The organism is Variovorax paradoxus (assembly GCF_022009635.1).
Classification (GTDB): Bacteria; Pseudomonadota; Gammaproteobacteria; order Burkholderiales; family Burkholderiaceae_C; genus Variovorax.
The window spans coordinates 6,282,473-6,303,228 of the sequence record NZ_CP091716.1; the positions used below are offsets into that span (position 1 = coordinate 6,282,473).

Annotated in this window: 17 protein-coding genes; 9 read left to right on the forward strand and 8 right to left on the reverse strand. The window is 70.1% G+C overall.

The features are described from left to right. The first annotated feature begins 21 nt into the window (after positions 1-21). From L3V85_RS29340 to L3V85_RS29355, 4 genes are all read left to right on the forward strand, one after another. Positions 22-2,709 carry a LuxR C-terminal-related transcriptional regulator gene (locus tag L3V85_RS29340; RefSeq protein WP_237676148.1) on the forward strand — a complete coding sequence of 896 codons (2,688 nt, stop codon included), beginning with the start codon at positions 22-24 and terminating at the stop codon, positions 2,707-2,709. A gap of 206 nt (positions 2,710-2,915) precedes the next feature. Further along, the gene (locus tag L3V85_RS29345; RefSeq protein WP_237676149.1) at positions 2,916-3,788 is read left to right on the forward strand and encodes an AP2 domain-containing protein; all 873 of its coding nucleotides are present in this window, start codon (positions 2,916-2,918) and stop codon (positions 3,786-3,788) included. Between the two features lie 158 nt (positions 3,789-3,946). Continuing rightward, positions 3,947-4,678: an AP2/ERF family transcription factor gene (locus L3V85_RS29350; RefSeq protein WP_237676150.1), complete on the forward strand. Its 732-nt coding sequence runs from the start codon at positions 3,947-3,949 to the stop codon at positions 4,676-4,678. A 100-nt stretch (positions 4,679-4,778) separates the two neighbouring features. After that, on the forward strand, positions 4,779-5,156 hold the full coding sequence (locus L3V85_RS29355; protein ID WP_237676151.1) for a hypothetical protein: 378 nt from the start codon (positions 4,779-4,781) through the stop codon (positions 5,154-5,156). A 13-nt stretch (positions 5,157-5,169) separates the two neighbouring features. Here the strand turns inward: L3V85_RS29355 and L3V85_RS29360 are convergent, their stop codons facing one another. From L3V85_RS29360 to L3V85_RS29385, 6 genes are all read right to left on the reverse strand, one after another. Continuing rightward, positions 5,170-6,318, reverse strand: coding sequence for an acyl-CoA dehydrogenase family protein (locus tag L3V85_RS29360; RefSeq protein WP_237676152.1), 1,149 nt, complete (start codon positions 6,316-6,318; stop codon positions 5,170-5,172). Positions 6,319-6,345: 27 nt separating this feature from the next. Next, the gene (locus L3V85_RS29365) at positions 6,346-7,905 is read right to left on the reverse strand and encodes a long-chain-fatty-acid--CoA ligase (RefSeq protein ID WP_237676153.1); all 1,560 of its coding nucleotides are present in this window, start codon (positions 7,903-7,905) and stop codon (positions 6,346-6,348) included. A gap of 44 nt (positions 7,906-7,949) precedes the next feature. After that, positions 7,950-9,062 carry a CaiB/BaiF CoA transferase family protein gene (locus L3V85_RS29370; RefSeq protein WP_237676154.1) on the reverse strand — a complete coding sequence of 371 codons (1,113 nt, stop codon included), beginning with the start codon at positions 9,060-9,062 and terminating at the stop codon, positions 7,950-7,952. An 86-nt stretch (positions 9,063-9,148) separates the two neighbouring features. Then, entirely contained in the window at positions 9,149-10,300 is a 1,152-nt protein-coding gene (locus L3V85_RS29375; RefSeq protein WP_237676155.1) for an acyl-CoA dehydrogenase family protein, read from the reverse strand. Between the two features lie 10 nt (positions 10,301-10,310). Further along, positions 10,311-11,507 (reverse strand): acyl-CoA dehydrogenase family protein, encoded by a 1,197-nt coding sequence (locus tag L3V85_RS29380; RefSeq protein ID WP_237676156.1) that lies wholly within the window; start codon positions 11,505-11,507, stop codon positions 10,311-10,313. Between the two features lie 96 nt (positions 11,508-11,603). Next, positions 11,604-12,473 carry a UDP-2,3-diacylglucosamine diphosphatase gene (locus L3V85_RS29385; protein ID WP_237676157.1) on the reverse strand — a complete coding sequence of 290 codons (870 nt, stop codon included), beginning with the start codon at positions 12,471-12,473 and terminating at the stop codon, positions 11,604-11,606. A gap of 94 nt (positions 12,474-12,567) precedes the next feature. Between L3V85_RS29385 and L3V85_RS29390 the strand changes: the two genes are divergently transcribed. Then, complete coding sequence (locus L3V85_RS29390) at positions 12,568-14,310, forward strand: lysoplasmalogenase family protein (RefSeq protein WP_237676158.1); 1,743 nt, start codon at positions 12,568-12,570, stop codon at positions 14,308-14,310. Between the two features lie 118 nt (positions 14,311-14,428). Here the strand turns inward: L3V85_RS29390 and dmeF are convergent, their stop codons facing one another. Both dmeF and ruvB read right to left on the reverse strand, forming a co-directional pair. Next, positions 14,429-15,382: a CDF family Co(II)/Ni(II) efflux transporter DmeF gene (gene dmeF, locus L3V85_RS29395; RefSeq protein ID WP_237676159.1), complete on the reverse strand. Its 954-nt coding sequence runs from the start codon at positions 15,380-15,382 to the stop codon at positions 14,429-14,431. A gap of 7 nt (positions 15,383-15,389) precedes the next feature. Continuing rightward, positions 15,390-16,454, reverse strand: a complete 1,065-nt coding sequence (gene ruvB, locus L3V85_RS29400; protein WP_237676160.1) for a Holliday junction branch migration DNA helicase RuvB — start codon at positions 16,452-16,454, stop codon at positions 15,390-15,392. Between the two features lie 85 nt (positions 16,455-16,539). On the opposite strand from ruvB, the gene L3V85_RS29405 reads away from it, so the two are divergent. From L3V85_RS29405 to L3V85_RS29420, 4 genes are read left to right on the forward strand one after another with little or no spacing between them, the layout of a single operon-like run. After that, positions 16,540-17,163: a CDP-alcohol phosphatidyltransferase family protein gene (locus tag L3V85_RS29405; RefSeq protein WP_237676161.1), complete on the forward strand. Its 624-nt coding sequence runs from the start codon at positions 16,540-16,542 to the stop codon at positions 17,161-17,163. Between the two features lie 27 nt (positions 17,164-17,190). Beyond that, entirely contained in the window at positions 17,191-18,957 is a 1,767-nt protein-coding gene (locus tag L3V85_RS29410; RefSeq protein ID WP_237676162.1) for a bifunctional alpha/beta hydrolase/class I SAM-dependent methyltransferase, read from the forward strand. Next, positions 18,954-20,303 carry a phosphatase PAP2/dual specificity phosphatase family protein gene (locus L3V85_RS29415; protein ID WP_237676163.1) on the forward strand — a complete coding sequence of 450 codons (1,350 nt, stop codon included), beginning with the start codon at positions 18,954-18,956 and terminating at the stop codon, positions 20,301-20,303. The genes L3V85_RS29410 and L3V85_RS29415 overlap by 4 nt, the downstream gene beginning before the upstream one ends. Continuing rightward, entirely contained in the window at positions 20,293-20,742 is a 450-nt protein-coding gene (locus L3V85_RS29420) for a hypothetical protein (RefSeq protein WP_237676164.1), read from the forward strand. The genes L3V85_RS29415 and L3V85_RS29420 overlap by 11 nt, the downstream gene beginning before the upstream one ends. Positions 20,743-20,756: the final 14 nt, after the last annotated feature.

Sequence of the window (20,756 nt, forward strand, 5' to 3'; positions counted from 1 at the left end):
ACTTGCATTGCCCGCACGCCGATGTCGCCTCCCACGCCCCGCATCCTCGAAACCAAGCTGAACCCGCCGGCCGCCACCGCCACGCAGGTGCCGCGCACCGCGATCCGCGAAGAGATCGCCGCGGCCACCGTCAAGCTGGTGCTGGTGCGCGCGCCGGCCGGCTTCGGCAAGACCACGGCCATGGCGCAGATCCGCGAGCGCATGGAGGCGCAGGGCATCGCCACCGCCTGGCTCACGCTCGACCGCGCCGACAACGACGTCTCGCGCTTCCTCGACTGCCTGGCCGAAGCCGCGCAGCGCCTGGGCGTGGAAGAGCCGCGCGCCAACGGCCCGTTCGACGCGGTGGCCGCGCTGGCGGCGCACGACGCGCCCTTCACCCTGTTCCTGGACGACTTCGAGGTGGTGCAGGAGCCGGCGGTGCTCGGCCTGGTGCGCGAGATCGTCGAGCACCTGCCGCGCCGCGGCCAGCTCGTGATCGGCTCGCGCGGCCTGCCGGACCTGGGCCTGGGCCGGCTGCGCGCACGCGGGCAACTCATCGAGATCGACACCGACCGGCTGCGCTTCAGCCTGGAGGAAACCAGCGCCTTCTTCGGCCTGCGCATGGCGCATGCGAAGCAGGCGCTGCAGACGCTGCCGGCCGAGCTGCTCTCGCAGCTGCACCGCAAGACCGAGGGCTGGGTGGCCGCGATCTGGCTGGCGTCGATGGCGCTGGAGCGGCACGGCACCGAGACCGGGTTCGTCGAGCGCTTCTCGGGCTCCGACCGCGCCGTGGCCGACTACCTGGCCGAGGACGTGCTCGCGCACCAGCCGCCGGACATCCGCGACTTCCTGCTGCGCACCAGCATCCTGCGGCAGCTCGACGCCTCGGTGTGCCAGGCGCTGTGCCCGCGCGCCGACTGCGCCGCCATCCTGGAGCGGCTGGCCGCGTCCAACCTGTTTCTCACGCCGGTGAGCGGCGACGGCGCAGACAGCGCGTGGCGCTATCACAGCCTGTTCGCCGACTTCCTGCGCGCGCGGCTCGCGCACGAGCAGCCCGGCGAAACCGCGCGGCTGCATCTCTCGGCGGCCGGCTGGTACGAGTCGCACGACCGGCCGGTGCCCGCCATCGACCATGCGATCGAAGGCGGCGACCATCCGTATGCGCTGGCGCTGCTCGACAGCTACGCAGCGCAGTTCCTCGAGCAGGGCCGCATGCGCATGCTCGCGCGCTGGTTCTCGGCCATTCCTGAACACCAGTTGCGCGAGCACCCGTTCCTGCAGCCCATTGCGCTGTGGGCCACCTGCTTCACGCACGGCCCGTGGGAGGCGATGCGCATGCTCGAACAGTCGGGCTGCCTGGACAGCCCCATCGCCGAGGTGCGCGCGAGCGCCCACACGCTGGTGCCGCTCTTGCTGGCCATGCAGGACCGGCACGATGAGGCTTACGAAATCGGCCGCCAGAGCCTGGCGCGCCTGCCCACCGGCCTGCCGTTCGCCGACAGCGTGCTGCTCAATGCCATGGCCCACATCCTCGCGGTGCGCGGCGACCAGCACGAGGCGCGCCGCATGCTCGAAGCCGCGCGCGAGCGGGGCAGCAGCACCTTCAACCGCATGTACACCGAGTCGCTGGCCGGCCTGTTCGACCTGCACGAAGGGCGGCTGCGCCAGGCCACCGCGCGGCTGCGCATGGCGGTCGACTCGACGCATGCCGTGTCCTACAACCACAGCCACGGCAACGCCTGGGCCGGCGTGCTGTACGCGGGCGCGGTGTACGAGACCAACCAGCTGGTGCAGGCCGAGCACCTGCTGAACGTGTACCTGCCGCTGGCGCGCGACGTCGGCCTGCCCGACCACATGATCCTGAGCCACGTGATGCGCTCGCGGCTGGCGTTCCATGCGGGCGACATCGACGCCGCGTTCCAGGCGCTGACCGAGCTCGAATACCTCGGCCACCACCGGCAGTTGCCGCGCGTGGTGGCGGGCGCCAAGCTGGAGCGCTCGCGCATGCTGCTGCTGCAGGGCAACGGCCCCGCGTCGCGCGACGAACTCGCCCGCGCCGACGACCCCGCCCTGTGGGACCGCGAGAAGCGCCAGCGCCTGCCGGCGCACGACCTCGACTACATGGCGCTGGCGCGGGCGCGCTGGGACATCGCGTTCGGCGACGCGCGCGCCGCGCTGGACGTGCTCGACGCCGAGCTGCACACCGCGCTGGCATCGGCGCACAACCGCCGCGCGCTCAAGCTGCGGGTGCTGCGCGCGCTGGCGCTGCAGGCCGCGGGCGACACGGCCGCCGCCGTGCGGGAGATCGAGACCGTGCTGCAGGCCGCGAGCCAGGAAGGCTTCGTGCGGCTGATCCTCGACGAAGGCCCGGCCGTCGGCACGCTGGTGCACCGCTACGCGCTCTCGGCGCAGGATGCCCCCGCCGCGCGCGGCGACCCGATCCTGGCGGACTACCTGCAGCGCCTGCTGCAGCTCGCCGGCCCGATGCCGGCGGCCGAGCCGGAATCGCCCGCCACCGGCGCCGACGCGATGAAAGAGCCGCTCACGCGCAAGGAAATCCGCGTGCTGCAGCTGCTGGCCGAGGGATATTCGAACAGCGCGATGGCGGAAAAACTGTTCGTCTCCGACAGCACGGTGCGCACGCACCTGCGCAACATCAACATGAAACTCGACGCGAAGAGCCGCACGCAGGCGGTGGCCATCGCGCGCCGGCTGGGCGTGATCCGGTAGCGGGGCCACCGGCGGTATTACAAATACTACGGATTCCGGTGATACCGCCCCCCTCTCGCCGTCCCTAGCATTCCCTCGGAGATCAGAGCCTTCCAACTGCCGCGATTGCCTTGATGCAGCGCGGCGGCGGAAGAGTGATGCCCAGCCCGATCCCGCAGGCTGCGCAGGGAGCCATAGACACGCGGAGCGTCAGGAGTAGAGCCACCATGCCCAAAGGAATACCCAACCCGGCGCCAATGTATGGCATCGCCCCTCGCGCCTGGGGTTTCGAGGTCTCGATCGTGCGCAACGGCAACCGCTTCTACAAGCAGTTCGGTCGCGCCAGCTACGGCAGCGAAGAACAGGCCCTGCTGCAGGCGCAGGCCTGGCGCGACGAGATCGTGCGCAGCTTTCCGCCGGTCGCGCGGCGCACGCGGGCCGAGAAGCTGCGCGCCAACAACACCACCGGCGTGTCGGGCGTCTTCTGCCAGGTCGCGTCGGGCGGCAAGGTGCGGGCCTGGGTCGCCAAGACCTACCTCGGAGAACACGAGATCCTGCGCACCGACTTCCCGGTCGGCACCGCCGGCGGCGACGCGCAGGCGCTGGCCATCCAAGAGCGCGCGCGGCAGCTGGAACACATGTCGGGCCTGGCCCGTCTGCATCCGGCCGAGGAATCGATCCGCAAGAGCCAGACCAAACTGCCTGTGGAGCTGTTGTCGCCCAAGCGCTCGAAGTCCGAGATCCGGCGCAGCACCAATTCCAGCGGGGTGAGCGGCGTGCATTTCAAGGCACCCAACGTCGGCCACCCGGGCTACTGGCTCGCCATCACCTACACGGCCGGCAAGGGCAGCGTGAGCAAGGCCTTCTCGATCAAGGAACACGGGCCCGACGAAGCCAAGCGCCTGGCCATCGCGGAGCGCGAGCGCCAGCTCGAGGCCAAGCTGTCGGGCAGCAGCACCCGCGCCGGCACCGGCGTCCGCACCGACACCGCCATCGCCCCCGTTGCCCCCATCGCACCGATCGCCTACCTGCAGGAAACGCTGCCGCTCGGCGGCGCGGCACCGGCCGGCGCGCCAGAGGCAAGGCAGGCCCGGCTGTGAGGCTTCGGCGGCGGCGACGGCATTCGGGCAGGGCGTGCATATTCGCGGAACCGTCATGCCGCATCGGCCAAAATAGCGGGCAAATGCGTGCGCCGACGAGCGCCGCGCAGTTCGGGGAGCCCGCCATCTGCGGTGCTGAAAAAAGCAGCACGTCGAGAATGCCCAAAGGTATCCCCAATCCGGCCGCCATGTACGGCATCTGCGTCAGACCCTGGGGTTTCGAAGTCTCCATCGTGCGCAACGGCGTGCGCTACTACAGGCAGTTCGGCAAGGCCAGCTACGGCGGCGAGGCGCAGGCACTGCTGCAGGCACAGGACTGGCGCGACGCGGTCGTGCGCAGCATGCCGCCGCCCACGCGGCGCGAGCGCGCCGAAAAGCTGCGCGCCAACAACAGCACCGGCGTGCCGGGCGTGTTCCACCAGATGTCGGCCGGAGGACGGGTGCGGGCCTGGATGGCCAAGACCTACATCGGGCAGGGCGAGATTCTTCGCGCCGACTTCATCGTCGATCACCTGGGCGACGCGGCGCAGTCGCTGGCGATCCGCGAGCGCGAGCAGCAGCTCGAGCGCATGTCGGGGCTGGCGCGGCCGCATCCGGCCGAGGAAGCCATCCGCATGGGCCTTTCGACCCATTCGCCAGGGCCGCGCTCGGCCAAGCGCTCGAGGTCCGAGATCACCCGGCGCAACAACACCAGCGGCGTGAGCGGCGTGCACTTCAAGACGCCCAACGCCAGCCACCCCGGCTACTGGCTGGCCATCACCTACACCACCGGCAAGGGCAGCGTGAGCAAGGCTTTCTCGGTGAAGGAACACGGATACGAAACGGCCAAGCGCCTCGCGATCGCCGAACGCGCGAATCAACTCGCCGCGAAGCTGGGCCAGGACCACTGATGACGCAAGACAGACACGGCTTCGCCGTTGCGGCGAAGCTCGCCAGCCCTCGCGCGCCCGCGGCGTTCCGCTGCATCGACTGCAGGCGGGGCGCCCGGCCATGACGCTCAAGTCCATTCACCAGCTGCTGCGCGTGGCGTCGCACCTGCTGGACCAGGCCGCCACGGAAGTCCATGCGACCGGTCTGGAGCCCGTGCAGGACAACGTCGAGCACATCGGCCGCGCGCTGATCGAGGTGATCGAGGTGCAGCGCCGCATCTACGACGAGCAGCCCGAGCTCGCGCCCAAGTCTCTGGCCGCCTCGCCGAAGGAGGCCGACGCCAGCCGGCTCTTCACGGAATTCACGATGGAGGCGCTGGCGCTCGAGGAGGCTGGCCACACCGACGCGGCGCGCGAAAAGTACACCGCCTTCATCGGCATCTCGCCGTCGCACCTGCACCGCGAGATCGCGCGGGCGGAGATCCGGCGCCTTTCCTGACCGGCGGCGCGGGTCAGAGCGCGCGCGAGATCACTTCCTTCATGATCTCGTTGGTGCCGCCGTAGATGCGCTGCACGCGGGCATCGGCGTACATGCGCGCCACCATGTATTCGTTCATGAAGCCGTAGCCGCCGAACAGCTGCAGGCACTCGTCGATCACGCGTCCCTGCGCTTCCGAGCCCCAGAGCTTGGCCATCGACGCGGTGGCGGTGTCGAGCTTGCCGGCCACCAGGTCTTCGACGCAGCGGTCGATGAAGGCGCGGCCCACCTTGATCTGCGTCGCGATCTCGGCCAGCTTGAACTTGGTGTTCTGGAACTCGGCAACCGGCTTGCCGAAGGCCTTGCGGTCGCGTACGTAGTCGAGCGTGGTTTCGTAGGCGCCCTCCATGGTGGCCAGCGCGCTCAGGCCGATGATGGTGCGCTCGTACGGCAGGTCGCTCATCAGCTGGAAGAAGCCCTGCCCTTCCACGCCGCCCAGCAGCGCGTCGGCCGGCACGCGCACGTCGTCGAAGAAAAGCTCCGAGGTGTCCTGCGCCTTCATGCCGATCTTGTCGAGCACCCGGCCCACGCGAAAGCCCTCGCAGCCCTCGGTCTCGACGATGAGGATGGACGTGCCCTTGGCCCCCTGCGCCGGATCGGTCTTGGCCACCACCAGCACCACGCCCGCGAGGTAGCCGTTGGTGATGAAGGTCTTGGAACCGTTGATGACATAGCCGCCATCCGCCTTCTCGGCGCGGGTGCGCACGCCCTGCAGGTCGGAGCCGGCGCCGGGCTCGGTCATGGCGATGGCGCCGACCATCTCGCCGCGCGCCATGCGCGGCAGGTAGCGCAGCTTCTGTTCTTCCGTGCCGTGGTTGAGGAAGTAGTGCGCCACGATGGCGTGCACCGAGGTGGCCATGCCGGTGAGCGCGCGGCGCGACATCTCTTCGTAGAACACGGCCTCGTGGCGGAAGTCGCCGCCGGCGCCGCCGTACGCTTCGGGAATGTCGGCGCACAACAGGCCGAGCGCGCCGGCCTTGCGCCAGACCTCGTGGCCGACGTGGCCGCGCTTTCGCGCTTCCTCGTCGTGCGGCAGCACTTCGGTCTCGATGAAGCGCACCACGTTGTCGCGGTACAGCTCGAGGTCTTCGTCGCTCCAGGAGCGGCGGAAATCGATGGGCATTTTCTTCTTCCTTGAGTATTTTTTCGGTCAGCCGACGCGGCGGCTCCTGCCGGCCCAGAAGGGCTCGCGCAACTGGAACTTCTGCAGCTTGCCGGCGGCCGAGAGCGGCAGCGCGTCGCGGAACTCCACGCTGCGCGGGCACTTGTAGCCGGCAATCTGCTCGCGGCAATGCGCGATGACGGCCTCGGCCTCCAGCGCCATGCCTTCGCGCCGCACGATCACCGCGTGCACGCGCTCGCCCCACTTGTCGTCGGGCACGCCGATCACCGCGGACATCAGCACCTGCGGCAGCTGCGCGATGGCGTTCTCGACCTCGGCCGAATACACGTTCTCGCCGCCGCTCACGATCATGTCCTTCATGCGGTCGACCACGAAGACGAAGCCCTCCTCGTCCATGTAGCCGCCGTCGCCGGTGTGCATCCAGCCGCCGCGCAAGGCGGCCTCGGTTTCCTTCGGCTTGTTCCAGTAGCCCTTCATGACCATCGGCCCGCGCGCGACGATTTCGCCGACCTGGCCGAAGGGCACTTCGTTGTCGTCGCCGTCCACGATGCGCAGCTCGGCGATCGGGATGGGCGTGCCGGCCGAGCGCAACAGGCGCTCGCGGTCGGGACCCGGCGCATGGCAGTGGGACGGCAGCGCGGTGACCACGGGCGACAGCTCCGTCATGCCGTAGACCTGCGCGAACGCGGTGCCCGGAAAGGCGCGCATGGCCTGGTCGAGCAGCGCCGCGTCGATGGGCGCCGCGCCGTACGACAGCAGGCGCAGGCTCGACAGGTCGAACTCGGCGAATCGCGGATGCTCGATCACGCGCTTGATCATGGTGGGCACCAGGAACATCTCGGTGATGCGCGCCGACTGCAGCGTGCGCAGCACCGCCAGCTCGTCGAACACCGGCACCACGTGCACCGGCACCAGCCGCATGAGGCTCTGCAGCGCCACGCCGCAGCCGGCCACATGGAACATGGGCGCCGCGACGATGGCCGCGGCGTCCTGCGTGTCGCGCGGCAGTGCGGCCACCGTGCCCAGCGCGTTGATGCACAGGCTGCCGTGCGTGAGCATCACGCCCTTGGGCTGGCCGGTGGTGCCGCCGGTGTACATGACGGCGGCCAGCTCGTCGCTGTCGTGCGGCGCGTCTTCGGCGGGGTCGGTGGCGGCGAGCAGCGCCTCGTAGCCGACCATGCCTTCGGGCACCGCGCCGTCGCCGCAATAGACCACGGTGCGCAGCGAGCTGGAAAGCCCGCGCAGCTCGGCGGCCATGGGCGCGAAGACGTCGTCCACCAGCAGGATGCGGGTGTCGCAGTCGTCGAGCGAGTACGCCACTTCCTTGGGGTTCCAGCGGATGTTGACCGGGTTGATGACGCCGCCGCCCCACCAGGTGCCGAAGAAGTATTCGACGAAGCGGTGCGAGTTGAGGCTCATCATGCCGACGCGGTCGCCCGGCCGCATGCCGAGCTGCCGCAGCACCGCGCCGAGGCGCGCGACGCGGTCGGTGAACCCGGCGAAGTCGAGCCGCGTGTCGCCGCAGACCACGGCGGCGGCCTTGCCTTTTTCGCGCCGGCCCTTGTGCAGGGGTTGGGTGAGGAACATGGGGTCTTGTCTCCGTTCTTCGTTGTTCTGCTCTTCCTGTCTTCTCAGGAAGCGCCCGGCGGCGCGACGGCCTCCGCCGCCGCGCCCCAGCGGCGCAGCAGCGCGGGGCCGTCGTCGTGCGCGGCGGCCGGCGGCATCACCGGCGCGGTGCGGCTGAAGCGCGGCGCGGGCGCGGGCTGCACCACGCCGCCCACGCTGGCGAAGGTGCCGCGCGCCACGTTGTGCGGGTGGGCCGGCGCCTCGTCCCAGTCGAGCACGGGGGCGAAGCAGGCGTCGCTGCCCTCGAGCAGCACGCACCACTCGTCGCGCGTGCGGGTGCGGAAGATGTCGGCCATGCGCAGCTTCAGCACCGGCCAGCGGTCGGCGTCCATCTGCGCGTCGAAGGCCGGGTCGTCGGCGATGCCGCAGCGCTCGCGCATCAGCGCATAGAACTGCGGCTCGATGGCGCCCACGGCCACATGCTTGCCGTCGGCGCAGGCGTAGGTGTCGTAGAAGTGCGCGCCGCCGTCGAGCATGTTCTCGCCGCGCTGGTTGCTCCACTGGCCGGCCGACTTGAAGCCGTACATCATGGCCGACAGCAGCGCCGCGCCGTCGGTCATGGCGGCGTCGACCACCTGGCCGCGCCCCGACTGCTTCGCCTCGTGCAGCGCGGCCAGGATGCCGAAGGCCAGCAGCATCGCGCCGCCGCCGAAGTCGCCCACGTAGTTCAGCGGCGGCACCGGCGGCTCGCCGGCGCGGCCGATGGCGTGCAGCGCGCCGCTGATCGCGATGTAGTTGATGTCGTGCCCCGCCGCGTGCGCCAGCGGACCGTGCTGGCCCCAGCCGGTCATGCGGCCGTAGACGAGGCGTGGGTTCCGCTCGTGGCAAGGCGCGGGGCCCAGGCCCAGCCGCTCCATCACGCCGGGGCGAAAGCCTTCGATCAGCACGTCGGCCTTGTCGATGGCGTCCAGCACCTGTTGCGCCGCGCCCGCCGCGCGCAGGTCGACCTGCAGCGTGCTGCGGCCGCGCGCGAGGATGTCGTGCGGCGCGGTGCGCGTGCCGGGGCGCTCGATGCGCAGCACCTCGGCGCCCATGTCGGCGAACAGCATCGCGCAGAACGGCCCGGGGCCGATGCCCGCCATCTCGATCACCCGTAGTCCCTGCAATGGGCCTGCCATGGCTAGTCTCCTGTTGCGAGCGGCCATCTTGGCGCGCGGGCGGCGGCGCTGCATCGTCCAAAACGACGAATGCGGCGCCCGGTGCATCAAGTCGGGCCGCGCAGCCGCGCCACGCGGCGCAGATGCCATGCGGGCGGGCCGAACTGGCTTTCGACGAGCGTGGCGCGCCGGAAGTAGTGGCCCACGGCCAGTTCCTCGGTCATGCCCATGCCGCCGTGCATCTGCACCGCGCCCTGGCCCACGGCCCGGCAGGCCTTGGCGACCGCCACCTTGGCGGACGACACGGCGCGCGCCCGCTCGTGCGGCGTGGCGTTGTCGATCGATTCGCCCACGCTCGCGGTGAGCGCATCGGCCTGCTCCAGCGCCATGTGCATGTCGGCCAGCCGATGCTGCAGCACCTGGAAGCTGGCGATGGGCACGCCGAACTGCTTGCGCTGGCGAACGTAGTCGAGCGTGTCGCGCATCAGGCGGCGCATGACGCCGATGGATTCGGCGCAGACCGCGAGCGTGGCTTCATCGAGCGCGCGCTCGATCTGCGGCAGCGCCTCGCCTTCGATGCCGAGCAGGGCACCGGCGGGCAAGCGCACGTTGTCGAGAACGATGTCGGCGGCACGACCGCCGTCGCGCGTGAGGTAGGCGCGCATGCGCAGGCCCGGCGCGTCCTTCGGCACCACGACCAGCGAGAGGCCGTCCGCGTCGCCAGGAGCGCCCCGGCTGCGCGCCGTGACGATCAGGTGGCTGGCCCAGGGCGCGGCCTGCACCACCGCCTTGTGGCCGTCGAGCCGGAAGCCGTCGCCTTCGCGCACGAGGCGCGCCTGAACGTCGGCGGGGTCGTGGCGGCTTTGCGGCTCGCTGTGCGCGAAGGCCAGCACGGCCTGCCCCGCGACGACGCGCGCGAGCAATGCATCGGACGGCGCGCCAGGATGGCGTTGCAGCAGGCCCGCGCCGATGACCATCGTGGACAGGTACGGCTCGCCCGCGAGCGCGCCGCCCAGCGTTTCCATCAGCGCGAGGTGCGCGGCCATGCCGAGGCCCATGCCGCCTTGAGGCTCGGGCAGGGCTGCGCCCAGCAGGTCGAGTTCGCGCGACAGGCCCTGCCAGAACGGCGGCGGCGCGGCGTCGGCACCGGCCAGCGCATGCAGGCGCTGCTCGAAGCCATGCTGGTTGTCGAGGTAGCGCGCGAGGCTGTCGCGCAGCATCGCGAGGGTGTCTTCCTGTTCGGTTCGCGTGTCGTTCATGGCGGCGGCCTCAGCGGGCGAGCAGGTGGCTGGCGACGATGTTGCGCTGCACCTCGTTGGAGCCGGCATAGATGGAAGCGGCGCGGTCGTTGAGGTAGGCCGACATCGAGAACACGGCCTCTTCCGGAATCGGCAGTTCGCCTCCGAGGCCGTCGTCCAGCGGCAGGCTGGCGGCGGCGTAGTGGCCTGCGATCTCCACGCCCAGCTCGGTCAGCCGCTGGCGCAGCTCGGAGCCGAGCACCTTGCCCATCGACGGGCGAATGCCGTGCGGCTCGCCGCGTGCCTGCGCGCGCAGCGACTGCAGCTCGGTGGCTTCGAGGGCGTCGATGGCGCAATCCATTTCGGCCAGGCGCAGGGCCATGTCGCCGGCTTCGTCATGGTTGCGGGTGCCTGCCGCGAACGCCGCATCGGCCGCAGCGCCCAGGCGGCGCAGGCGCGCGCGCAGCATCGGCGCCCATGCGCCGCCGCGCTCGTGCTGCAGCAGGTACTTGGCGATGGTCCAGCCCTGGTTTTCCTCGCCGATCAGCCCTTCGGCCGGCACGCGCACGTCGTCGAAGAACACCTGGTTGAGCTCGTGGTCGCCCGAGATGCTGATGATCGGCCGGATGGTGATGCCCGGCGTCGGAATGTCGAAGCACAGGAAGCTGATGCCCTGCTGCGGCTTTCCGCCCGAGGCGGTGCGCACTAGGCAGAACATGCGGTTGGCGTACTGCGCGTGCGTGGTCCAGATCTTGGTGCCGTTGATGACGTAGTCGTTGCCGTCGCGCACAGCTTTGCATTGCAGCGAAGCCAGGTCGGAGCCCGATTGCGGCTCGGAGTAGCCCTGGCACCAGTAGTCCTCGCCCGAGCGGATGCCGGGCAGCCATGCGCGCTTCTGCGCCTCGGTGCCGAAGGCGATGATCACCGGCGCGACCATGCCGGGGCCCATGGGCGCGCGCGGCGGTGCGTCGGCCGCCGCCAGCTCGCTCGCGAACAGGTAGTGCTGCATCGGCGTCCAGCCGGTGCCGCCGTGCTCCACGGGCCAGTGCGGCACGCTCCAGCCGCGCGCCGCGAGGATGCGGTGCCAGCGGTTGCCGTATTCGTAGTCGCTGAAGATGCCGCTGCAGCGGCGGCCCGCCGCGCGCAGCTCGGGCGTCAGCTCGCGCGCGAGGAAGTCGCGCACCTCGTCTCGGAATGCGGTCTCCGCCGCGCTGAGGGTCCAGGCCATGGTGTCGTCCCGTTGGAATGCACCACGCAGTGTGCGCCCGGAATGGCCGGGCGGCATCGTCGGATCGGACGAAGATCGGGCGGGGCCCTTCGCCCCTCAGGCGACGATGGCTTCGCGCGGCGCCTGCGCCTTCGACGGCACGGGCATGTGCTTGGCCCAGTCGATGATCTCGAGCCTGCCGTCGGCGTGCTCGGCCAGTGCGGTGAGGCTCTCGACCCAGTCGCCGTCGTTGCAGTAGAGGATGCCGTCGATGTCGCGCATCTCGGCATGGTGGATGTGGCCGCAGACCACGCCCTGGGCGCCGCGGTTGCGGGCCTCGCGGGCCACGGCGGCCTCGAAGTCGCCCACGTAGCTCACGGCGCGCTTGACCTTGCCCTTGAGGTACTTGGACAGCGACCAGTACGGCAGCCCCATGCGCGCGCGCAGCGAGTTGAGGTGGCGGTTGAGCTTGAGCGTGAATTCGTAGAGCGAGTCGCCCACGTAGGCGAGCCACTTGGCGCACTGGATCACGCCGTCGAACAGGTCGCCGTGGATGATCCAGAGCTTGCGGCCGTCGGCCGTTTCGTGAATCCATTCCTCGGCCACGTCGATGCCGCCGAAGTTGTGGTGCAGGTATTTGCGGGCGAACTCGTCGTGGTTGCCCGGGATGAAGATCACGCGGGTGCCCTTGCGCGCCTTGCGCAGCAGCTTCTGGATGACGTCGTTGTGCGCCTGCGGCCAGTACCAGTGGCGCTTGAGCTGCCAGCCGTCGATGATGTCGCCGACCAGGAACAGGGTCTCGCACTCGGTGTGCTTGAGGAAATCGAGCAGGGCGCGGGCCTGGCAGCCGGGCGTGCCCAGGTGCAGGTCGGAGATCCAGAGGGTGCGGAATTGCAGGGGTGGACGTGCGCGATCTTCGTCCTCTGGGTCGAGGGCCCGGGTCGCGGTGTCGCGCCATGCGCGAAGGAAAGCGTCGTCGCGTTGCATGGACGGGTAGGCTCCCACTGCCCGATGACCACGCGATGGCACACCCGTGACATCCCGGTGACGCGTTGCCGCCCGGCAACGCCACAATCCCGCGATGCGCCCTGGCCAGATCATCGTTCTTGCAACGCCTGTCTTCTTTCTTCTTATCGCGATCGAATTCGCGGTAGGGCGCGCGCGGGCCCGCCGGGGCACGGGACAGGACACCTACCGCCTCGCCGATGCGGTGAACAGCGTCGGCCTGGGCATGCTGAGCCAGATCAGCGCGGTGCTCACCGGCCTCTTGCGCATCGGCATCTACACGGCGGTGTATTCGGCCGTGGCGCTGTTTCCGCTGGAGGCGGCGCGCGACTTCTGGACCACCTGGTACGGCTGGCTGCTGGCGCTGCTGTTCTACGACTTCTGCTACTACTGGCTGCACCGCATGGGCCACGAGTCGGCCGTGTTGTGGGCGGCGCACGTGGTGCACCACCAGAGCCAGCACTACAACCTGTCGACCGCCCTGCGGCAGACCTCCAGCGGCGCACTGTTCGGCTGGATCTTCTACCTGCCGATGGCGGTGGCGGGCGTGCCGCCGCTGGTGTTCGGCGTGGTGGCGCTCATCGATCTGCTGTACCAGTTCTGGGTGCACACCGAGCAGGTGGGCAAGCTGGGCTGGTTCGACCGCTGGTTCTGCTCGCCGTCGAACCACCGGGTGCACCACGCGGTGAACGACCCATATCTGGACCGCAACTACGGCGGCATCCTGATCGTGTGGGACCGCATGTTCGGCACCTTCCGCGAGGAAGGCGAGCGCTGCGTGTACGGCACGCGCGGCGAGTTGCGCAGCTGGGACCCGCTGTGGGCCAACGCCGAGGTGTACTGGGCGCTGGCCAAGGACTCATGGCACGCGAAGAGCTGGGCCGACAAGCTGCGCGTGTGGCTCAAGCCGCCGGGATGGCGGCCGGCGGACGTGGCGGCGCGCTTTCCGAAGCCGGCCTTCGACATCGCCAGGGTGACGCGGTACGAACCCGAGGTGAGCCGCGGCGTGCAGTGGTTCGCGGGGCTGCAGTTCCTGCTGCTGGTCGGCTGCGCCATGGTCTTCCTGTGGTTCTCCGATGTCACCGCGCTGCCGCGCGCTGCCGTCTGGCTGGCCGCGCTGACAGCGAGCCTGTGGGCCATCGGCGGCGCGCTGCAGGGGCGCCTGACGGTGACCGAAGTACTGCTGGTCGAGGCCGCCGCCCTGGCCACGGCCAGCTCGGCGCTGGGCATCGGCTGGCTGCACTACATCTTCAAGCCGCTGGCCCTGGCCATCGCGATCTTCTTCGCGGCGCGGCGGGCAATGGCGTCCGGCGCGGTGACGGGCTTCGACGGCCTGCTGCTGACCGGGCTGGTGGCCTCGCTCGCGGGCGACGTACTGCTCATGGGCCCGCAGACGCTGTTCGTGCCCGGACTCGTGGGCTTCCTGCTGGCGCACCTGGCGTACATCGCGCTGTTCAGCATCGGGGTCGGCATGTTTCCGCGCCGCGGGGTGCTGGCGGCGACGCTGCTGATCGGCGCGGGCATGTATGCCTTCCTCTGGCAGGGCGGCCTGCCCGCGGCCTTGCGGATTCCGGTCGGCGCCTACGTGGTGGTGATCGCCTGCATGGCGGCGCAGGCCATCGGGCGCGCGGCCGTGCTGCGCGACGCGGACCCGTCCGCGCGGTGGGTGGCGGTGGGTGCGTGCTTCTTCATGCTGAGCGATTCGCTGCTGGCGACGAACCGTTTCGTCACGCCGCTGCCGCTGGCGGCGCTGTGGGTGCTGGGCACCTACTACACCGCGCAGATGTTGATCGTGCGGAACGCGCGGCCCAGGGGCTGACTTTGTATTTCTCCCTCCCCTCCCGGGGGAGGGCAGGGGTGGGGGCAAGCGGCGCTCGCGATGAACGCCCTGCCCGCCCCCATCCCAGCCTTCCCCCAGCGGGGGAAGGAGCCAAGACCTAATCGACGCAGCGCTGGATTTCCACCGTCGAGTGGCGGATCTCCTCGTGCATCGAGAAGCAGGCGCGCACCTGGTCGGCCGTGAGCGTCGCCGAGTGGGTCACCACGGTGAGCGCGCAGGCATAGGCCTCGCGGCCCACGCGCCACACGTGCAGGTCGGCCACGCGGGTTTCCGAATCGGCCAGCAGGGTCTCGACGCCTTCGCGGATTTCTTCGGTCACCGGATGGTCCATCTCGCGGTCGAGCAGCACCTTGCCGGTTTCCTTCAGCAGCCCCTTGGCCCAGGCCGCCACCAGCACCGCGCCGACGATGCCCATCGCGGGGTCGAGCCAGGCCCAGCCGTAGAACCAGCCGCCCAGCAGCGCGGCGATGGCCAGCACCGAGGTGGCGGCGTCGGCCACCACATGGATGTAGGCGGAACGCAGGTTCAGGTCATGCCCGTGGCCGTCGTGCGCATGGTGATGCCCATGGTCGTGCCCGTGATCATGGCCGTGGTGGTGCGCCCCGCCCAGCAGCCGCGCGCAGACCAGGTTGACCACCAGCCCCAGCACCGCCACCGAGATCGCTTCGGGGTAGTGGATGGCCGCGGGCGACCACAGCCGCTCCAGCGAGCCCACCATCATCAGCACCGCGATGCCCAGCAACGCCAGCGCGCTGGCGAAGCCGGCGAGCACCTCGATCTTCCAGGTGCCGAAGGCGAAGCGCGGGTCTCGCGCATAGCGCCGCGAGGCGGCATAGGCGAAGGCGCTCAGGCCGATGGCCAGCGCGTGCGAACTCATGTGCCAGCCGTCGGCCAGCAGCGCCATCGAGTTGAACCACCAGCCGGCGCCGATCTCGACCACCATCATCACGGCGGTGATCCACATCACGAGACGCGTGCTGCGCTCGGCGGAGGTGTTGTCCGCGCCGAAGTGGTGGTCGTGCCGCCAGGCGCTCAGGTCATGGGTGTGCATGGGATGCTCAGGCTCCGAAGAGGTCGGGAACGTCGCCGCGGCCCGACGGGGGTGCCACGCCAAGGTGGCGGTAGGCCGCCAGCGTGGCGATGCGCCCGCGCGGCGTGCGCTGCAAATAGCCCTGCTGGATGAGATAGGGCTCGATCACGTCCTCGATGGTGTCGCGCTCCTCGCCGATGCTGGCCGCCACGTTGTCCAGCCCGACCGGACCGCCGTCGAAGCGGTGGATCACGGCCTCCAGCAGCTTGCGGTCCATCAGGTCGAAGCCCTGCGGATCGACGTCGAGCATGGCCAGCGCCTTGTGCGCGATGTCTTCGGTGATGCGGCCGTTGCCCTTGACCTCGGCATAGTCGCGCACGCGGCGCAGCAGGCGGTTGGCGATGCGGGGCGTGCCGCGCGAGCGACGGGCGATCTCGAAGCCGCCGGCGGCGTCGGTCTCCACCTTGAGCAGGCCGGCGCTGCGGCGCACGATGAGCGCCAGTTCCTCGGGCGTGTAGAACTCCAGCCGCGCCACGATGCCGAAGCGGTCGCGCAGCGGGTTGGTCAGCATGCCGGCGCGGGTGGTGGCGCCCACCAGCGTGAAGGGCTGCAGGTCGAGCTTGATGCTGCGCGCCGCGGGGCCTTCGCCGATCATGATGTCGATCTGGTAGTCCTCCAGCGCGGGGTACAGGATTTCCTCGACGACCGGGCTCAGGCGGTGGATCTCGTCGATGAAGAGCACGTCGTTCGGCTCCAGGTTGGTCAGGAGCGCCGCCAGGTCCTTGGGCTTCTCGAGCACGGGGCCGGAGGTCTGGCGCAGGTTCACGCCCAGTTCGGCCGCGATGATGTGCGACAGCGTGGTCTTGCCCAGGCCGGGCGGGCCGAACAGCAGCACGTGGTCGAGCGCCTCTTTGCGCTTGCGCGCGGCGCCGATGAAGATCTCGAGCTGCTCGCGCACCTTGGCCTGGCCGACGTACTCGTCCAGCAGCTTGGGTCGCAAGGCCCGCTCTATCGCCTCTTCGTTGGGCGAAGCAGGTGCCGCGGACACCACGCGTTGGGGAACGGGCGCGAAATCGTCTGTCTGGATAGTCATGAGAGAGGGTTTTTCGCCTACGAGTTTAGTACCTGCACACTGGCAGAATGCTCCGGCCACATAACGAACGAGGGGAAGCCAGCACGTGTCGATCTACGAACTGAAGCCGCGTTTCCAGGCCCTGCTGCGGCCGCTGGTGGTCCGCCTGCATGCGATGGGCGTCACCGCCAACCAGGTCACGCTGGCGGCATGTGTCGTGTCGGTGGTGCTCGGGCTCTGGCTCTTCTTCGCCGCGCCCTCGCTGGCCGCCTTCGGGCTCATTCCGCTGTGGATGTTCCTGCGCATGGCCTTCAATGCCATCGACGGCATGCTGGCACGCGAGCACAACCAGCAGAGCAAGCTGGGCGCCTTCCTCAACGAACTGACCGACGTGGTGTCCGACGCCGCGCTCTACCTGCCCTTCGCGCTGGTGGCGCCCTTCAGCGGCTTCTGGGTCGGCACGGTGATCGTGCTGGCAGGCCTGAGCGAATTCGCCGGCGCGCTCGGTCCCACGGTGGGCGCCTCGCGCCGCTACGACGGCCCGCTGGGCAAGAGCGACCGGGCCTTCGTGTTCGGCGCGCTCGGCCTCTACGTGGCGCTGGGCTGGCCGCTGCCGGGCTGGACGGCATGGCTGATGCCGCTGCTGGCGGCATTGGTGGCCTGGACTACCGCCAACCGCATCCGCCGCGCGCTGGCCGAGGCCGAGGCAGGCATCCCCGCCCGCCACTGACATAAAACAAAGACTCACAGGGATTCAATGACCGACATCACGCAACGCGTTCCGCACGAACACCATTTCCAGACGCACGACGGCGAATCGCTGTTCTACCGCCACTGGCCCGCCACCGGCGGCGCACGGCGCGGCGCCATCCTGCTGTTCCACCGCGGCCACGAGCACGGCGCGCGCATGGCGCACCTGGTCGACGAACTGGACCTGCCCGACTTCGACTTCTTCGCCTGGGACGCGCGCGGCCACGGCCGCTCTCCGGGCCAGCGCGGCTACAGCCCCAGCTTCGGCACCTCGGTGCGCGACGTGCAGACCTTCGTGCAGCACATCGGCGCCGCGCACGGCGTGCCCGAACAAGACATCCACGTGGTCGCGCAGAGCGTGGGCGCGGTGCTGATCGCCACCTGGGCGCACGACTACGCGCCCAAGGTGCGCGGCCTCACGCTCGCCTCGCCGGCCTTCAAGGTCAAGCTCTACGTGCCCTTCGCGCGGCCCGGCCTCGCGCTGATGCACAAGCTGCGCGGGCTGTTCTTCGTCAACAGCTACGTGAAGGCCAAGTTCCTCACGCACGACCCCGAGCGCATCGCCAGCTACGAGAGCGATCCGCTCATCAGCCGGCCCATCGCCGTGAACATCCTGCTCGGCCTGTACGAGGCGGCCGACCGCGTGGTGGCCGACGCCAACGCGATCACGCTGCCGGTGCAGCTGCTCATCTCGGGCGCCGACTGGGTGGTGCACCACAAGCCGCAGCACCGGTTCTTCGACCGGCTGGGCAGCGCGGTGAAGACCAAGACCGAACTGCCGGGCTTCTTCCACGACACGCTGGGCGAGAAAGACCGCGCGCCGGCCGTGGCGCAGATCCGCGAATTCATCCTGCAGCGCTTCGACGAGCCGGCCGTGCCGGTGGACCGCCGCGAGGCGCACCTGAGCGGCGACACGGCCGACGAGTCGCGCGCGCTGGCCGAGCCGCTCTCTCCCCTGTCGCCGCGCGGCGCCTACTGGGCCATGACCCGCGCCGGGCTGAAGCTGGGCGGCAAGATGTCCGAGGGCATCAAGCTGGGTCACGACACCGGCTTCGACTCCGGCAGCACGCTCGACTACGTGTACCGCAACCAGCCCAGGGGCAGCTCGTTCATCGGCCGCTCGATCGACAAGACCTACCTGGAGTCGATCGGCTGGCGCGGCATCCGCCAGCGCAAGATCCACGTCGAGGAGCTACTTCGCATCGCGATGGAGCGGCTGGCCGAGATGCACCGCGAGGTGCGCGTGATGGACATCGCCGCCGGCCACGGCCGCTACGTGCTCGACGCGGTGCTGGCGAGCCCGGTCAAGGCCAGCTCGATCCTGCTGCGCGACTACAGCGACATCAACGTGCGCGACGGCCGCGCGCTCATCGCCGAGAAGGGCCTGGAAGATGTCGCGCAGTTCGTGCAGGCCGACGCCTTCGACCGCATGAGCCTCGCCAGCGTCACGCCGCGGCCCACGCTGGCGGTGGTGTCGGGCCTGTACGAGCTCTTCCCCGACAACGAGATGGTGCGCCGCTCGCTCGCGGGCGTGGGCGACGCGGTGGAAGACCGCGGCTACCTGGTCTACACCGGCCAACCCTGGCATCCGCAGCTCGAGATGATCGCGCGCGCTCTCACCAGCCACCGCCAGGGCGAGGCCTGGGTGATGCGCCGCCGCACCCAGTTCGAGATGGACCAGTTGGTGGAGGAAGCGGGCTTTCGCAAGATCGACCAGCGGGTCGACGAGTGGGGCATCTTCACGGTGTCGCTGGCGGTGCGCACCGAGCGATGAGCGCCCGGCTGGCACGACGGCCCTGGAAGCGCGCCGCCGCATGGCTGGTCTTCCTCGGGCCGTTGTTCTATGCGACCTACGGCTTCGCCAACTGGTGGGCCACCACGCGGGCCCACGTGCCGTCGATGGCCTTCGACTGGGAGCGGCAGATACCGTTCTGGCCGTGGACGATCTTCCCGTACTGGACGATCAACGCCTTCTACGCGCTGTCGCTCTTCCTCGCGCGCGGCAAGCACACGCTCGACCGGCATGCGCTGCGGCTGGTGACGGCCACGCTGGTCGCCTGCACCTGCTTCATCCTCTGGCCGCTCCACTTCAGCTTCGGGCAGCCGCCGGTCGATGGCGCTCCGGCCTTCCTCTTCAACGCGCTGCGCGGCTTCGACCAGCCCTTCAACCAGGCGCCGTCGCTGCATATCGCGCTGGCGGTGATCCTGTGGGACTGGTATCGGCAGTTCATCCGTCCGCTGTGGGCGCGGCTGGTGCTGCATGCGTGGGCCTTCGCCATCTGCGCGTCGGTGCTGACGACATGGCAGCACCACTTCATCGACATCCCGACCGGCGCGCTGCTCGGCCTGTTCTGCGTTTGGCTGTGGCCGCTGGAGCGCAAGGTGTCGATGCCGCGCGCATGGCGCTGTACGCGCGATCCGCAGCGCTGGAAGCTGGCGGGCTTCTACGCCGTGGGCGCGGCGCTGTTCCTGGCGGCCGCGCTCCACGGCGGCGGCATCGCGCTGTGGCTGGCGTGGCCGGCCGCGTCGCTCGCGCTGGTGGCGCTCAACTACGCGGGTTTCGGCGCGCGCGGCTTCCAGATGAACGCGCATGGCCGCATGGGCTGGGCCGCGCGCTGGCTGTTCGCGCCCTATCGCCTGGGCGCCGCCCTCAACGCCTGGCTCTGGACGCGCAAGCTGCCGGCGTCGGTCGAGGTGGTGCCCGGCCTGCGGCTCGGCCGCCGGCCGACGCACGCCGAATGGCTGGCCGCCGGCAAGCCCCGGTTGGTGAGCCTGTGCGCCGAGCTGCAATTGCCGCCCGGCGTGCCGCATGCGCGCTGCGTGCCGCTGCTCGACCTGACGGTGCCGCCCACCGTTCGCCTGCGGCGCGCGGCGGCCGTCATCGAAGGCCAGCGCGGGAGCGCGGACGGTGCCACAGTGTGGGTCTGCTGCGCGCTCGGCTTCTCGCGCAGCGCGGCCGCGGTGATCGCCTGGCTGGGCCGCTACGGCCGGGCCGGCGGCATCGCCCGGGCCGAGGACACGGTGCGCCGGGCACGGCCGCAGATCGTGCTGCGGGACGCCTGGCGCATGTCGCTGGAGCCGCTCACGCCCTTGCAGGAGGTGCCGCCCCATGACCGATGACAACGACAGAACCACCTGCGCCGCGCTCGCGGCGCTGCTGCGCGCCATGACGGTGCTGGCCCTCTGGGGCTTCGCGCTCACCTGCATCTCGGCGCTGGTGCTGGCGCTCACGCTGCGTTCGCTCTCGACCACCTCGACCATGGGCTTCGGCGCGGTGGTGATCCTCGGCGCGCTGGAGCGCTACTTCGCGTTCCGGCTGCGCTTCGACGAGGCGCTGTTCGACGGCCTGGCGCGCAACACCGTCGCCTCGCTCGACGCGCTCGACCGCGCGCTCGCGTCCCTCGGACTGCGCGAGCCGCCGCCGTCCTCGCAGCACGCCGCCCGCCCGCTCGACGACCGCGTGGCCGGCACCCGCCAGCTCATGCAGCGCCATGCCATCGTGGTGGCCTGCCAGAGCGCCATGTTCCTCCTTGCCTTGATGACACAGGACATCTCTTGACCGAAGCAGACGAC